14 protein-coding genes are annotated in these 17,010 nt (G+C 33.9%); all 14 read left to right on the top strand.

All coding sequences use genetic code 11. The annotated features are described in order from the left end of the window. Positions 1–33: 33 nt before the first annotated feature. On the top strand, positions 34–1,008 hold the full coding sequence (locus tag ABJF52_RS18690) for a glycosyltransferase family 2 protein (protein WP_348153644.1): 975 nt from the start codon (positions 34–36) through the stop codon (positions 1,006–1,008). Between the two features lie 224 nt (positions 1,009–1,232). Next, positions 1,233–2,681, top strand: coding sequence for an MBOAT family O-acyltransferase (locus ABJF52_RS18685; protein ID WP_348153642.1), 1,449 nt, complete (start codon positions 1,233–1,235; stop codon positions 2,679–2,681). Next, the gene (locus tag ABJF52_RS18680; RefSeq protein ID WP_348153672.1) at positions 2,582–3,637 is read left to right on the top strand and encodes a hypothetical protein; all 1,056 of its coding nucleotides are present in this window, start codon (positions 2,582–2,584) and stop codon (positions 3,635–3,637) included. The genes ABJF52_RS18685 and ABJF52_RS18680 overlap by 100 nt, the downstream gene beginning before the upstream one ends. 46 nt (positions 3,638–3,683) lie before the next feature. Then, positions 3,684–4,808, top strand: coding sequence for a hypothetical protein (locus tag ABJF52_RS18675; RefSeq protein WP_348153640.1), 1,125 nt, complete (start codon positions 3,684–3,686; stop codon positions 4,806–4,808). Between the two features lie 34 nt (positions 4,809–4,842). After that, a complete protein-coding gene (locus tag ABJF52_RS18670; RefSeq protein ID WP_348153638.1) occupies positions 4,843–5,868 on the top strand; it encodes a glycosyltransferase family 4 protein in 1,026 nt (341 codons plus the stop codon). Positions 5,869–5,937: 69 nt separating this feature from the next. Beyond that, complete coding sequence (locus ABJF52_RS18665) at positions 5,938–7,188, top strand: glycosyltransferase family 4 protein (protein ID WP_348153637.1); 1,251 nt, start codon at positions 5,938–5,940, stop codon at positions 7,186–7,188. A 313-nt stretch (positions 7,189–7,501) separates the two neighbouring features. Continuing rightward, the gene (locus tag ABJF52_RS18660; RefSeq protein WP_348153636.1) at positions 7,502–9,109 is read left to right on the top strand and encodes a GMC family oxidoreductase; all 1,608 of its coding nucleotides are present in this window, start codon (positions 7,502–7,504) and stop codon (positions 9,107–9,109) included. Next, positions 9,106–10,272 (top strand): glycosyltransferase family 4 protein, encoded by a 1,167-nt coding sequence (locus ABJF52_RS18655; RefSeq protein ID WP_348153634.1) that lies wholly within the window; start codon positions 9,106–9,108, stop codon positions 10,270–10,272. Before ABJF52_RS18660 ends, ABJF52_RS18655 begins: the two co-directional genes overlap by 4 nt. 80 nt (positions 10,273–10,352) lie before the next feature. Next, a complete protein-coding gene (locus ABJF52_RS18650) occupies positions 10,353–11,651 on the top strand; it encodes a hypothetical protein (RefSeq protein ID WP_348153633.1) in 1,299 nt (432 codons plus the stop codon). A 38-nt stretch (positions 11,652–11,689) separates the two neighbouring features. Next, positions 11,690–12,859 (top strand): glycosyltransferase, encoded by a 1,170-nt coding sequence (locus tag ABJF52_RS18645; protein WP_348153631.1) that lies wholly within the window; start codon positions 11,690–11,692, stop codon positions 12,857–12,859. Further along, a complete protein-coding gene (locus tag ABJF52_RS18640) occupies positions 12,856–14,064 on the top strand; it encodes a glycosyltransferase (protein ID WP_348153629.1) in 1,209 nt (402 codons plus the stop codon). Before ABJF52_RS18645 ends, ABJF52_RS18640 begins: the two co-directional genes overlap by 4 nt. A gap of 4 nt (positions 14,065–14,068) precedes the next feature. Beyond that, positions 14,069–14,641 (top strand): WcaF family extracellular polysaccharide biosynthesis acetyltransferase, encoded by a 573-nt coding sequence (locus ABJF52_RS18635; RefSeq protein WP_348153627.1) that lies wholly within the window; start codon positions 14,069–14,071, stop codon positions 14,639–14,641. A 75-nt stretch (positions 14,642–14,716) separates the two neighbouring features. Next, positions 14,717–15,961 (top strand): WcaI family glycosyltransferase, encoded by a 1,245-nt coding sequence (locus tag ABJF52_RS18630; protein ID WP_348153625.1) that lies wholly within the window; start codon positions 14,717–14,719, stop codon positions 15,959–15,961. 32 nt (positions 15,962–15,993) lie between these two features. Continuing rightward, positions 15,994–17,004, top strand: coding sequence for an acyltransferase (locus ABJF52_RS18625; protein WP_348153623.1), 1,011 nt, complete (start codon positions 15,994–15,996; stop codon positions 17,002–17,004). The last annotated feature ends 6 nt before the right edge of the window (positions 17,005–17,010 follow it).

Below are 17,010 nucleotides of genomic sequence, written 5' to 3'. Positions count from 1 at the left end.
AATTTTGGTGTTATTTTTAATCAATTACGTAAAATGAAGAAAATTATTGTTCTTACACCGATAAAAAATGAAGAATGGATACTGGACATTTTTTTAAAAACAACATCTTGTTTTGCGGATCATATATTATTGGCCGATCAAAACTCAGATGACAATAGTGCAAGCATAGCCAAAAAATTCCCGAAAGTTGATGTTATTAAAAACAATTCAAGTGATTTTAATGAAGCTGAAAGACAAACACTTTTAATAAATACAGCAAGGGATAAATATGGTTCTAATAATATACTCTTGGCTATAGATGCTGATGAAATAGTGGCCTTTAGCTCTTTAAAATCTAAAGAATGGGAACTTATAAAATATAGTGAGCCGGGTACTATTTTGTTTTTTGAAAAACCTACTTTTTACAATGGTGTTGAATTTGTAATTAGATACCAAGCCCAAGGTGGGTGGCCCTTAGGTTTTGTAGATGATGGCACGCAACATAAACCTGAATTCATTCATAGCACACGTATTCCTTTTAATGATAATGCTCCAAAGCTTGTTTTAAAAGAAATTAAGCTTTTACACTGTAACCTACTCTCATTAAGAAGGCAAAGAGCCAAAGTTAGGTACTACTGTATCTTAGAATCTATTGCGAATAGCAAGCCCTGGTATCATAGATTAAGAATGTACAGAAGAAGCTATGATTACGCTAAACAGGAAGGAGATGGTCTTGCACCCGCTCCGATAGAATGGACCGATGGATGGATTAAAAAAGGAATAGTATTTAAGCAACCTGAAATAATGGAACATTATTGGCATGATCGAGAAAGTCTTAAGTTGCTTAAAAAATATCAGTTTAGGACGTTTTGGTTTGAGGATGTTTGGGATGTAAACTGGAAAAATGTGGGTGATTACTTTAAAATTACTGATGTCAATTATAATCATCCATCTATTTTTATTTCGTTATTTCGCGAGATGACTTATTATTTGATAAAGTTTGTCTTTTTTTTAAAGAATTTAATATAAGTACTTGCAGTGATTATCCGCCAATAGGTTTAAACCTTCAAATCAAATGATGAAAATCAATTTAACACTTCTCCAAAAGATAATGAGTTTTCCATTGAGTTGAATAGATTTCTTTTGACCATTTTAAAATAAACTTTTCAACTGGCCACATCACAAATAATGTGGAGCAGGGAGCCAATAGAAACGACGGTACTAAAAATTAATAATAAATGTAGACCAGAAGAATGCTTTTTAACTCGATAGACTTTGCGGTTTTCTTACCAATAGTGTTTATACTATATTGGTATGCGACGCATAAAAATCTAAAGCTTCAAAATTTATTAATTGTAGTTGCGAGTTACACCTTCTATGGTTGGTGGGATTGGCGGTTTCTACTATTGATTATTTTTAGCACCATAATTGACTATACTATAGGCATAAAACTGAAAAAAGAAGATTCTGTGCTTAAACGAAAGGCCTTGCTATGGACAAGCATAGCTGTTAATCTTGGCTTTTTAGGCTTTTTTAAATATTACAATTTCTTTCTGGACAATTTTATTACAGCATTTTCATTTTTCGGAACCGAGATCAAAGCTAATTCATTAAACATTATTTTACCGGTTGGAATTAGTTTCTATACCTTTCAAACATTGAGTTATACCATAGATGTTTATAAAGAAAAACTAGAACCAACAAAAGATTTTATTGCTTTTTCTGCTTTTGTCAGTTTCTTTCCACAACTAGTAGCTGGCCCAATAGAAAGGGCCGCTCACTTGCTTCCTCAATTTTATAAAAAACGATCTTTCGACTATACAAAAGCAGTGGATGGAATGCGACAAATTCTATGGGGGCTGTTTAAAAAAATTGTTATTGCAGATAATTGCGCGGAATATGCCAACCAGATTTTTAATAACTCGGCAGATATGAATGGTAGTACTTTGGTTTTAGGAGCATTGTTTTTTACTTTCCAAATTTATGGTGACTTTTCGGGTTACTCGGATATTGCAATAGGTACGTCGCGTCTTTTCGGTTTTGATTTAATGCGCAACTTCAACTTCCCGTACTTTTCGAGAGACATTGCGGAATTTTGGAGACGATGGCATATCTCCCTTTCAACCTGGTTTAGAGATTACCTCTATATACCCTTGGGAGGTAGTCGTGGCGGAACATGGATGAAAATTAGAAATACGTTTATCATTTTTATTGTAAGCGGATTTTGGCATGGCGCAAATTGGACATTTATTGTGTGGGGGGCATTGAATGCGATTTATTTTTTACCACTTTTATTGACTAACAATAATCGTAATAATCTGGAAACGGTCGCGCAGGGTAAATTATTCCCGAGCATAAAGGAATTTTCGTTTATGTTGTTAACTTTCGGGTTAACGGTTTTTGCCTGGATATTTTTTAGAGCAAACGATATTGGTCACGCCACAAGCTATATTTCTGAAATTTTTTCGACCTCGTTATTCGCTATTCCAGTTTTTGCGGAAAGGGGCAAGGCTTTTATAGTCCTCGTATTGCTGATGTTATTTATCTTATTGGAATGGCAAGGTAGAGAGGGTTCATATGCAATTTCGCAACTAGGTCTTAAATGGAAAAGACCGTATCGGTGGGGGTTGTATTTAGGTCTAATTTCAATCATCTTCATCATGACGGGAAAGGAACAACAATTTATTTATTTCCAATTTTAATGCATTTGAAAATGTCTGGGTTTATAAAAAAAATAATATTTTTTGCAATTGCCTTTTTTGTTTTCGATAAGATATTTTATGCTTTTCTTTTTATCTCACCTCATCTTGAAAGTGACAAACGATTGGAAAAATTGGTAAATGGTGAAATAAATAAGGAAATTATTATTTTGGGTTCTTCTCGGGGAGCGAGGAATATTATAGCCAAACAAATCGAAGATTCCTTGCATTTATCTTCATTCAACCTATCCTATCCCGGATCTGACATAGCGTTTCAAGAGTTTTTATTACAAACACTATTAGCCAATAATAAAAAGCCTAAAGCTATTATTCTAACCCTAGACGACCCAATTCAATTAATGCCAAACGACTTTATCAATTTTAGATTTGATCGCCTATACCCATTGGCTAAATATGAGTCAATTAATAATGAAATGATAAAAAGAAGAGAAAAGAATTTCTTATCCCGTTTTTTAATTCTCTCTCGGATAAACCAAGTAAATTTTAATATTACGGAAAAGAAGTATTCCATTTGGGATTCTATTAGAAGTAATGGTTCTATGCCCATTTCGTTTCAGAGTAAAGATGCAGCGTTTAACTATGACAATGCCGCCCAAACTTATAATAAGGATAATGAATCCTTAGCTAAAATTAAATCATTTACGAATTTTCAAAGGCTTTGTTTGGATAACAGTATTGCATTGCATTTGATCTTCCCACCAAATTATAAAAGTCATAACCGCCAATTTGAGAATAGAATAAGACAATTGACCCATTCTGAGGTATCACTCTTTGTCCATGATACTTTAAATGATGTGTACCATGATAAATCTTATTTTTTTGATGAACGCCATTTATTGGTCAATGGGGCAGTAGTGTTTACAAATGAATTAATCGACATGTTAAAAGCTAAAGAGCATGAAAGTGCAATAACCGTATTAGGCCATTCCGTACAATAAATATAGTTCTTTCAATTATTAAAGATCTTAAAGGAAAATAGAATTAATGGTGAGTAATAAACAAAATATAGTATTTTTATGTGGTAGCCTTGAACCTGGACGCGATGGGGTTGGTGACTATACGAGACGCTTGGCGGGTGAAATAATACGACAAGGGCATAGAGCAACTATTATTTCTCTCAATGATGGTTTCTGCAATTTTTCCAAATTAGATATTCAAAAAGATGATAAAATTGATATACAAGTCTATAGACTTAGTTCTTTATTATCGCAAGCCGAACGTTTTCTGCTAGCTGATGAATGGATTTCAAAACTAAATCCTCATTGGCTCAGTCTTCAATTTGTACCATTTTCTTTTCATCCGAAGGGATTACCTTTTTCTTTATCTAAACAATTAAAAAAACTTGGACATGGAAGAAAATGTCATGTGATGTTTCACGAATTGTGGTTGGGAATTAACAGAGAATGTATAACCAAAAACAAAATTATAGGTTATTTTCAAAAGTTTATTTTTAAAGAAATACATCGAAATTTAAAGCCAGACTGTATCCATACGCATACTAAATATTACCAATTTCTACTTACCAATCTAGTCGAAGAACCAAATTTATTGCCTTTATTTTCTAACATTCCTGTTACAAAACCTGTTAAGCAATCAACACCTAACAACCAACTCAAGTTTGTGGTTTTTGGTGGGATAGCACCAGCCTCAAAATTTGAAGCCTTTACCAAAGAATTATCGGAATATGCAAAAAAAATGGGCAAAGAGGTTGTATTAACAATTGTTGGTAGATCGGGTTCCAACCAAAAAAAATGGGTGAATATATGGGAATCATATAATCTAAAATATCAAGTTTTAGGCGAACAGAATCCCGCACAAATATCAAAAATTTTAACAAACGCAGACATCGCTTTGAGTACAACACCTATTGCACTATTAGAAAAGAGTGGAACTGCTTCTGCCATGCTACTACATAAAACTCCAATCATTAGTGTTTCGCATAATTGGACTCCTAATGCAGCATTTAAACACGAACCCCTTTCGGGTACTGTACAATTTGTTGAGGGCCAATTGGAAAATAGTCTTTTAAATTTACAAATGACACAAACAGATATTCAAACGCTGAATCAAGTCGCTAGTAAACTATTGGATGATTTAAAGTGCAACTGATTATAGGATTAATTAAAACATAAAAAAACATAAATTGAAAATTTTACTTTTATCACATTATTTTCATCCATCGATAGGCGGTATTGAATTGATCTCGAATATTCTTGCAGAGGCTTTAACAGATTCAGGGCATGAAGTTCGTGTTATGACATGGTCACTAGATCCCGAGAAAACAAAATTTAGGTTCGAAGTTGTAAGAAATCCGAGTTTTTTAACGCTTATTAAAGAACATGTATGGGCAGATATGGTTTTTGAAAATAATATCTGCATACGTCTTGGTTGGCCAAGATTACTATTCAGAAAACCTGTCGTAATTGGTCTTCAAACCTGGTTAGGCTCTCAAACTAACGAAGCAAATTATCAGTGGAAAATTAAAAGGAAATGGTTGGGCAGTGCGAGAAAAGTAGTCGCTTGTAGTAAAATGATTAAAGATGATTGCTGGCCTGATGCTCAAATTATACGAAATCCATATCAAGAAGATGTATTTAAAATTATGCCACAAATAGATAAAAATCTAGATTTTGTATTCTTGGGAAGATTAGTCTCCGATAAAGGTGCAGATTTGGCAATTCAGGCATTTAAAAAAGTAGCATATGATTTCAAAGAAAGAGATATCTTTTTAACTATAGTGGGTGATGGACTCGAAATGAATAATCTTAAAAAAATGGTGACTGATTATGACTTAAATCACTTAGTTACATTTAAAGGTTCATTACAAGGCAGTGAGCTTGCCGAATGTTTGAATCAACATAAGTCACTTTTGGTGCCATCACGGTGGAAAGAGCCTTTTGGAATTGTGGCGTTAGAAGGAATGGCATGCGGTTGTATACCCATTGTTTCTGATGGTGGTGGATTACCTTTTGCTATTGGAAACGGAGGTCTTACCTTCTCTCGTAACAATGTTGATGATTTAGCGAATAAAATGAGTATGCTTCTCACAAATATACCTTTGACAGCAAAGTTAAAACAAGAGATGCCAGCACAAATTAAAATACATAGTTCTAAAGAAATTTCAGCGCAATATATCTCGCTTTTTGAAGCTGTAATGAAAGCACATTAAAGTTTTATCTTTTAAAACTTTCAAACGCTAAATAATCATTTCAACCCATACCAATAAAGGCCTTTTCCTATGAATCAAAAAAAAGTATTGATATCACAACCGTATGGCAACACTTTTGTTAGAGGCCTTTTACCTTCTTTAGAAAATGCGGGTATTTTAGGAAAGTATTATACTTTAATGGCAACAAAACCTGATGCACCATGGTTAAAACTAATGCCCAATTCTGTAAAATCAGAACTTTTGAGACGAACCTTTCCTATTGATGCTGATAAAATTGAAACATCGGTTTATCAAACTGTTGAGATAGGTCGTAAGCTATTAAACCAATTTGGATTAAGAGGTAAAGATTATGAGCTTATCCAATATATAAATCAAAATTTTGATAAATCAATTTCAAATAAATTAGAAACTATTTTAACCAAAGAAAATATTGGGTCGGTTTATGCCTATGAAGATATCGCCTTAAAAACTTTTAAAAAGGCTAAAACTCTGGGTTTAAAGTGTGTTTACGATTTACCTATAGCCTATTGGGAACATGCAAGGAAATTTCAGCAAGAAGAAGCAGAACGTTACCCAGAATGGGCTATCACACTGAAAGGAGGAATAGACGATCCAGAAGATAAATTAAAGCGCAAAGCTGAAGAAATTGAACTAGCCGATTTAACGGTGGTACCATCCCAATTTGTTAAAGATTCTGTGCCAAATTGGGTGCCAAGAGAGAAGATTTTAATTTCTCCATTCGGTACCCCAGAAAATTTACCTATCCTAAAAACAAATGCTGCCCATAATAAAAAAGAAAACAAATTACGAGTACTTTTCGTGGGATCTATGAGTCAGCGGAAAGGGCTTGGCGATTTGTTTGCTGCAATCAAAATACTAAACAATCCTCAAGTAGAATTGGTTGTTTTAGGATCATTATTGGCACCGATGAAGTTTTATCGTGATCAATGTCCAGATTTCGTTTATGAACCAGGAAGGCCACATGCTGAAGTATTGGAACTGATGCGCACTTGTGATGTATTTTGTTTGCCCTCGATTATTGAAGGACGTGCCTTAGTAATGCAAGAAGCTATGAGTCAAGGACTTCCCTTAATTATCACCCCAAATACTGGAGGAGATGATTTAATTGAAGAGGAAAAAACTGGTTTTTTAGTACCTATACGATCTCCCGAAATTATTGCTGATAAAATTAATTGGTTTCTAGAGAATAGTGAACGCTTGCCTCAAATGTCAAATTTGGCTCAGCAAAAGGCAATTGAATATACATGGGCTAGTTATGGTAGTAAAATCGTTAGCGCGATTAAAGAATTAACACCGTAAATACATAATAATCCACAATTTATAGTATAACATTATATTGTAATCAATTGTATTAAATCTATATAAATAAAATTTCTAATTCTTTTTGATTTAGTTTTAGCTCCCCCGATAATTAACATAAAAAAATCTGTGATAAAATTGACTGAAAGAGTTTCAGCTCAAAGCTTTGGACAGTCAATTATCGGAGGTAGTAAAAATTATATACATAAGGAAAGATTACTTCGTACCGCTAGGAAAAACGGTATGACTCATTTTAATGGTACACCTAGTTACGGATAACTAAGAAACCAACTTGTTATAATTAGTATCACTTATGCTCATAGATTTTTCAACTAGTCTTGACTCAGAGTTCACGGCAGATATTTGCATTATTGGATCAGGTGCGGCGGGCTTTGCAAGTAGCTTGTCCTTTATTAATTCTGGACTTAACGTTATCGTTTTAGAAGGTGGAAATGAGTTTTTTAACCAGGAGGCAGCTGACTTACATAAAGCTGAATTAGTAGGTAAATTTCATGGAGGAATTCACGAGGGACGTGAAAGGATTATTGGAGGCACTACCACAAAGTGGGGCGGACAAGTTTTTCCATTTATGAAAGAAGATTTTTGTGTACGACCGCATGTTCCTTTGAGTGGTTGGCCTTTAACATTTGAAGATCTTAAGAACTTTTATGATAAAGCAGAAAAAATTTTAGGCACTGACAGTTCTGTTCCTTTCTCCTATAAGCCGTGGAAAGATTGGAAAATAAAAGAGCCAACCTTAAATACAGAAAAATTAGATTTTATATTTACGAAATGGTGTAAAATACCTAATCTATTTATACAACACGGTACTAAGATTAAAAAATCAAAAAATATTATTCTTTTAAAAAATGCCAATGTAACGGAGTTGCTTCCAAATGCTGAACATACAAAAGTGAATGCTGTATCTATTAGCACTTTAAACAATAAAGTTGGTGTAGTTAATGCCAAATATTTTATTTCAGCGGGCGGAGCTTTTGAAACGGTAAGACTATTTCTAAATTCCAAGAAATTTAGTTCTTCAGGTATTGGAAACCAAAATGGACTTGTTGGGTTATATATTCAAGATCACGTAGCTTGTGTTGTAGGGAAAATCTTCCCTGAATCGAGAACTAAATTTCACGCCATTTTTGATCCCTTCTATAAAAATGGTTTCAAGTATTTTCCTCGATTAAGGATGTCTCCAAAGTGGGCTAATGAAAAAAAACTGTTATTCGCTTCTTCGCAAATTGTTTTTGATGTACAAGCAAAAAACACACTAACTATTGCAAAAGAGGTCTTTGCAAAGTTGCGCAATAAAAAATTGCCAATTAAAACTATAATTTACCTCATATTCAATCCATATAATTCAATAAACCTTTTAAACATATTATTTAGATGGAAGTTGAAAAATAGAGGTTTTTCACCAAAAGAAGGACCGATTTGGTTAGAGATTCATAGCGAACAAAATCCGAGTACCGAAAATAGTATCACACTTAGTAATGAAAAAGATTCGCTAGGAATGCCAAGAATAAAACTTAATTGGAACATTTCAGAATTAACAAGCAATACCATTGTTGAAATGGCAAAATTGACGGCTTCAGAAATAGAACAAAGCGGTATTGCAAAAGTGGAACTTGAAAATTGGGTTTTAAATCATAATACAAACAATCATGAATGGATGACTGACAGTTATCATCAAGCAGGTGGATTACGCATGTCTTTAGATCATAAAACAGGTGTAGTTGATTCTGACTGTAAAGTTTACGGTATCGATAATTTATATGTTGCAAGTTCAGCCGTATTTCCAACATCTAGTTTTTCAAATCCAACAATGACCATAATAGCTTTGGCTATACGAATAGCGGAATGCATCATAAGTAGTTCTGGTATCGTAAAAAATCCTAAAATGGATAAAATATGAAAAAGATAATTTTTATAAACTCTCATCCCATCCAATACTTTGCTCCATTGTATAAGTATATGAATAAAGCTGGGCTAAAAACAGCTGCATGGTATTGCTCCGACGAAACTATAAAAGGGAGTTTCGACCAAGAATTCGGAGTTAATATCAAATGGGATATTCCATTACTGCAGGGCTACGACTTTAAATTTTTTAAAAATTATTCTTGGAAACCATCGCTCTATAAAGGCTTTTTTGGACTAATTAACTTTGGGATGATTGGGCAATTATTTCGTGAACCAAAATCCGTATTTATAATACATGGTTGGAATTATTTTTCACATTTTTTAGTTATCATATTTGGAAAATTAAGGGGGCATACTATGTGTTTACGCGTTGAAACACCACTAGTTCATGAACAAAAAAAATCTGGTTTTAAGCAAAAAATCAAGCGTTTTGGTCTAAAATATATTCTCTTTCCTTTTCTAGATTATTACCTATATATTGGAAATCAAAATCGACTATTTTATGAAAGTTATGGCATAAAGAGTGAACGGTTGATTTTCTGCCCATATTCTGTAGATAATGAAAGATTCACGAATGATTATAAGCGTCTTAACCCCTTAAAAGCAAATTTAAGAGAGACAATTGGCATTCCTAACACTTCAAAAGTTATACTTTATTCAGGTAAATATATTGACAAAAAAAGACCACTAGATCTTCTACTCGCATTTATAGCATTAAATAAACCTGACTCTTTTTTAATATTGGTGGGTGAAGGAAATCTACGCGAAGAACTCGAAGCAATTATTGAGAAGCATCAGGTAAAAAACGTAATTCTTACAGGTTTTGTTAATCAAACAAAAATTGCGGAATATTATGCTGTTAGCGATGTATTTGTAATGTGTTCAACAGTTGGAGAAACATGGGGTTTATCTGTAAATGAAGCAATGAACTTTAATCTACCCGTTGTACTATCAGACTTAACTGGCTCTTCACATGATGTTATTAAAGAAGGGGTGAATGGATATGCCTTTGAAACTGGTAATATTAAAGAAATGGCAGAAAAATTAGAGCAGGTACTTTATAAGGAGTCTTTATCATGGGCTGAAAGTTCTAAAGAAATCATCGAGAAATATAGTTATAATACCATTGTTGAACAACTAAAAAATATAGCACATTAACTTAGTAAAGCAAAAAAAGATTAATTGAACGTACAACTGAAATAATTAATTTTGCAGCTAATAAGATTCACCAAATAGATATGGCATTTAGTTTACCTAAAGATTCTCTATCATTACTAAAATCAGGTATTTGGCTTTACCTTATCTTATTATTATTTGAAGGCGCGCTGCGAAAATGGATTTTACCAAATCTAGCTGGTCCATTAGCGCTAATACGTGACCCGTTAGTATTACTACTTTTATACTTAGCTTTAAAAAAAGGCTTTTTAAAGGTAAATGGTTATCTGATATTGGCAATTGTTTTAGGTATAATTGCTATGGGCACAACCTTTTTATTTGGGCATGGAAATGTAGCTGTATGTATTTATGGCGCACGTATAATCCTGTTGTATTTCCCATTAATATTTGTTATTGGCAATGTATTTGACAAGGGAGATTTACTAAAAATAGGTAATGCTTTATTATATATAGCAATACCCATGACCGTATTAATGATTCTACAATTTTATAGTCCTCAGAGTGCTTGGGTAAATAGAGGAATTGGAGGAGACTTAGGAGGAGCAGGATTTCCTGGCGCTTTGGGTTACTACCGCCCCCCTGGCACCTTCTCATTTATTTCTGGTCTAACGCAATTCTATGGCCTATTAACTACATTCATCTTTTACTTTTGGTTGAACCATAAATTAGTGAACCGCACCGTATTGATACTTGCAACAATAGGTCTTGTTGCGGCTATTCCTTTTTCTATTAGCCGCACATTATTGTACCAAACTATTATTGCCCTATTATTTATGTTATTTGCTATAGGTAGAAATTCTAAATACCTCCCGCGAATTTTACTTGGTGGTATTGGAGCAGTTCTCATATTTCTGGCATTAAGTAGCACCAGCTTACTAAAAACACCTATTGAAGCTTTTACTTCCAGATTTGAAGGAGCTACGAAATACGAAGGAGGGGTAAGCGGTACCTTAGTAGATCGTTATCTGGGAGGCATGTTAAATTCTTTCTCTTATACATCCGAATCTCATTTCTTTGGACATGGGTTAGGTATTGGTACGAACGCCGGAGGAAAATTAATGACTGGTGAAAAAACCATGCTTATTTATGCAGAAGATGAATGGGCTAGATTAATTGGTGAATCAGGTTTATTGATAGGCTTAGCACTGATATTTATTCGCGTCGTTTTGGGACTTCATTTAGCATTTTCATCACTTAAAGCATTAAAACAAAATAACCTACTTCCGTGGTTATTATTAAGTTTCTGTCTACTGCTTCTACCGAATGGGCAATGGGGTCAACCGACTACATTAGGTTTTAGTATTTTCGTTACAGGTTTATTAATAGCCTCGTTTAAAGACACAAAAAATTCCACTTTGTAGTTTTCTACCTTTAAATCATTAAACGTTTTTACTAATTAGTGAAAGTCATTTTTTTTACACATCCCGATTTTCTAGGTCACCAAAGTATGCCGCGATTCGCGAAAATGCTTTCTGATGGAATGCAAGACCGTGGGCATGATATTACAATGTGGTCGCCGGTAGCTAAATTTTCCCAACTACCAGCTCCAGCATTCCTAAAAAAATGGATGGGCTATATCGACCAATTCATCGTTTTCCCTAGAAGGGTGAAAAAATTGCTTAAAAATACTGACCAGAACACTTTGTTTGTTTTTACCGATCATGCACTAGGGCCATGGGTGCTATTAGTTGCCGACAAACCACATGTAATTCATTGTCATGATTTTTTAGCACAACGTTCCGCTAGTAACGAAATTGAAGAAAACCCAACGAGTTATACCGGTAAAATTTACCAGAAAATGATACGGAATGGCTATTCGAAAGGAAAAAATTTTATTTCAGTTTCACAAAAAACAAAAGAAGATTTACATCGATTTCTGAATAAGAAACCAGCTATTTCTGAAGTGGTTTATAATGGAATGAATGGAAGTTTTACTCCTCAGAATGTTACAGAAGTTCGCGAAACATTATCAAAAACCACTAACATCGACCTCACTGCAGGTTATTTATTGCATGTTGGTGGGAATCAATGGTATAAAAATAGAGTTGGGATTATTGAAATTTATAATGCACTTCGTTCTAGTTATAAGACTAACCTACCATTGCTTTTAATAGGTGAAAATCCTGATGTTGCATTGGTAAGCACACATGAAACTTCTGCTTATAAAAAAGACATTCACTTTCTTGTGGGTATTAATGATGCAACTGTAAAAAAAGCTTATGCTGGCGCCACATTACTTTTATACCCCTCGTATGACGAAGGTTTTGGATGGCCCATTGCTGAGGCAATGGCTTCCGGTTGTCCTGTAATAACTACAAATGAACCACCAATGACTGAAGTTGCAGCTAGTGCAGCTTTTCTAATACCAAAGCGTACCATTACCAATAAAAATCACTGGGCAGCTGACGCTGCAAAAAAAGCACATCAACTTCTTTCGTTAACACCAAATGAACGTGCGACCGTAGTAAAAAACGGATTAGAAAATGTAAAGCGCTTTGACCAAAAGAAGACCTTAGATGCTATAGAAAAAATTTACTCATCAATACTAGCCAATCCCGTAGAGCGATGAAAGTACTTCATGTTATTGATAAGATGGATCCCAAACGAGGAGGTGTGTGCCAAGCCGTACGTACCATTATTAAAGGTTTGGCACTACTTGAAGTCGAAAGTGAAGTGGTAAGTACGGATATGCCAACAGAAACTTTTTTACAACAAGATCAATTTATTACCCATGCGTTGGGGCCGGCCAACAACCCGCTATGTTATACTAAAGAACTGAAGCCTTGGTTAGTGAATAACCTCAATCGTTTTTCAGTTGTTATCATTCACGGCTTATGGCAATATCCTAGCTATGCCGTTTATAAAGCGAAAAAGTATTTAAATAAAAAGAATAATGGTGTCATAGCACCACGAATATATACCATGCCCCATGGGATGCTAGATCCTTATTTTCAAAAAGCACCCGAAAGAAAATTAAAGGCTATTCGAAATGTGTTGTATTGGAGTTTAATCGAAAAAAATGTAGTGAATGCCGTAGATGGTTTATTGTTTACTTGTGAAGAAGAGAAACAATTAGCGCGTATTCCATTTAAACCGTATGAGCCAAACAGTGAACTAGTTGTAGGACTTGGTGTTGAACAACCTCCGAGTTATGATACTGATATGACCAATGCCTTTATAGAAAAATGTACTGATTTAAAAGGGAGTTCTTATTTTCTATTTCTCAGTCGGATTCATCAAAAAAAAGGTGTGGACATTTTATTAAAAGCCTATTCCGAATTTAGTAAGCAGCAATTAGCTTTAGATATTTCAATTGAAATACCAAAATTAGTCATTGCTGGCCCGGGAATGGAGAGCAATTATGGAAAACAAATTGAGCGTATAATTCTAGCGGACGAACTATTACAAAAAAATGTCTTGCTTCCCGGTATGCTTTCGGGTAATGCTAAATGGGGAGCCTTTTATGGTTGCAAGGCTTTTGTTTTACCAAGTCATCAAGAAAATTTTGGCATTGCCATTGTTGAAGCTTTGGCCTGCGGTAGACCCATACTAATTTCAAATAAAATAAATATTTGGCGTGAAATTGAAAGCGGTGGAGGAGGATTTGTAGCTACGGATTCAAAGGTTGGAACAATTAATTTATTTGAAGCTTATTCCAAACTCGATACCAAACAATGGCAGCAAATGTCCAAAAAAGCAGTGGTAACTTATGAGCAGTATTTCGCGGTTGAAAGTGCTGCAAAAAGCTTCTTAAAAGCAATAGACCCTACATAATACTATGAAAGAAAACATCGAAAAACCCACTTCGAAAGTAAACCTGCAAGATTTCAAACCTTCCATTGGTTTAGATAGAGGTGTACCACGATGGAAAGAAGGGCTTTGGTATTTGATAAAGGTAGTTCTCTTTAGATCTGCTTTACCCTACCCCAGTAAAATCAAAGTAATTCTACTTCGTGCTTTCGGTGCTAAAGTGGGTAAAAGAACTGTAATAAAACCAAACATAAATATTCATTTTCCTTGGAAATTAGACATTGGAAATAATGTTTGGATTGGCGAGGAAGTGTTTATTTTAAATTTTGAAAAAGTTACCATAGGTGATAATGTGTGTATTTCACAACGTGCTTTTTTATGCGGTGGAAATCATAATTATAAATCACCAGGTATGGACTATAGAAATGGTCCAATAACTTTAGAAGATGGTTGTTGGGTAGGCGCCTCTTGTTTTGTAGGACCAAATGTAACTATTGGCGTTGATACAGTTGTAGTCGCTGGTTCCATTGTTACTAGTGATGTACAACCCAATCTCGTATGTAGAATAAATCCTAAAGCATTTGAAAAATCAAGATGGTAATCATCTAAGCTTCTCGACACTTTTATTAGAATCAATCAGCATTCCAACTGAATTTGTGAAACATTTCATTTTATTGTGAAGAAAAAAATCCTACTTATTGGGTACAATTTTTATCCCGAACTTACTGGTATTGGCAAATACAGTGGTGAAATGATTGAATGGCTTGCCAAAGAAGGCTATGTCTGTACCGTAATTACCACCTACCCCTATTACCCCTACTGGAAAATTCAAGAACCCTATAGGAAACGTCGCTTTTGGTATAAGAAAGAAAAAGAAACTTTTGACTCCGGGGGCGCTATTACCATCTATCGTTGCCCCATGTATGTGCCTAGAAAACCTACGGGTAAAAAACGAATGCTCTTAGATTTTTCGTTTTTCGCTTCTGTAACATTTCAATTAGCAAAGCTTGCATTCTTTAATAAATTCGATTTCATCTTTACCGTAGCACCTTCGTTTCAATTAGGCATCCTCGGTAATTATTTTAAAAAAATTAGAAAAGGAAAACATATTTATCATGTACAAGATTTACAAATAGAAGTGGCCAAAGATCTTGAAATGATAAAATCTAAAAAGCTGTTAAAAACACTGTTTAAATTAGAAAATAGCATTCTCAATAAATCCGACGTTGTGAGTAGTATCTCCGAAAACATGGTCGCTAAAATTGAAGGTAAAACAGAGAGCGAAGTGATATTGTTTCCAAATTGGGTAGATAATAAAATATTCTATCCCTTGAAGAATCAAAATCAATTGAAAGTTAATTATGGCTACCAACCAAAGGATAAAGTTGTTTTATATTCTGGTGCTATTGGCGAAAAACAAGGATTAATTGCTATACTTAAAACTGCCAAAAAATTCGAAACCCAACCAAACATCAAATTCGCAATTTGTGGGACAGGGCCATATAAAAAAGAATTGCAACGCCAAGCAAAAGAAATGAATTTAAAAAACCTTGGTTTTTTTCCATTACAACCTTTAGAAAAATTTAATACTTTTTTGAACATGGCTACCGTACATCTTGTCATGCAAAAAACCAAAGCGAGTGACCTAGTATTACCATCTAAACTCACCTCAATTTTAGCCGTTGGTGGGCTTAGTTTAATTACTGCTGATAAAGGCTCCAACCTTTATCATCTTGTCGATAAATATAAAATGGGAATTTTAGTACCTACAGAAAATCAGCAAGCACTAGATGAAGGTCTGGAAAAGGCCTTGAATGAAGAAAATGGAAAATTATTAAAACATAATGCTAGAATCTATTCTGAAAAAAACTTGAATATCGACAATATTATGCAAACTTTTAAAGATGCCGTTCTTACCTAAAAAAGCTATCAAATAAAATTTAGTTGATTCTAATGAAAGTTTTTAAAAGAGTAATAGCTACTGATAAATATAGGGCAGAGATTGATGGACTCCGGTTTATTGCAATACTTGCGGTATTATTGTTTCATGTTGATGGTTTTCTAACTTTGTATACGGATAAATCCTCATTCTTGTCACCTGTATGGTTTACAGGACATCTAGGGGTTCAATTGTTTTTTAGTATATCGGGGTTTGTTTTAATGTCTCAAATTCTAAGGTCTAAAAACTTTTCCTATAAGAAATATTTAATTCGAAGGATAGAAAGAATTGAACCTCCTTTCTTACTTACTACAATCATTTTTTATTTACTACTCAGTTTTAGAGATGGCTTTGATGAAGCCAAAAACAATAGTCTTTTTCATGTACTAACATACACAAGTAATTTTAATGAAAATCTTATTAATTTTGTAACCTGGTCGTTAGAAATTGAAGTAGTGTTTTATCTTCTTTTGCCACTTTTCTTTTATATCTTTAAAGATGACTTAAAAAAATGGTTATTATTTGGTGTTTTAATTTTCGCCTTTTCTAGGTTCTATGAACTACATTTTTTAACCTCGCACTTCCATTGGTTTATCGTTGGTATTTCCGTTGCAATCATCGAAAAAAATAATATTCAAGTACCTTTTTTAAACCTCGGAAAATACATAACTCTTCTAAGTTTACTTTCTTATTTTGCACTTGATATTTTTGATAAAAACAGCTTTATCACCCTCTTACAAATCGCACTACTATTTGTATTTTTATATGGCGTTTTAATAAAAGGACAGTTTAAAAAAACACTTTCAATAGAAATTTTGACTATCATAGGTGGTGCTTGTTATATAATCTATTTAATCCATTTTCAGGTAATCTCGGTTGTAGGTCATCAATTAATACCACTAATTAAGAATCGTGAATTGATAGTTCCTATTTTATTAATTATAACGCTTATGGTGTGCTTACTGGCATTCCCAATTCTAGAACGACCATTTATGAAAAGAAAGTGGTGGGCTATTAATAAATAAAGTATT

The sequence above is a fragment of the Aurantibacter sp. genome (genome assembly GCF_039941195.1).
Lineage (GTDB): Bacteria > Bacteroidota > Bacteroidia > Flavobacteriales > Flavobacteriaceae > Aurantibacter_A.
The sequence above is the reverse complement of the archived record's forward strand: the minus strand, read 5'-3'. Positions and strand labels throughout refer to the sequence as shown.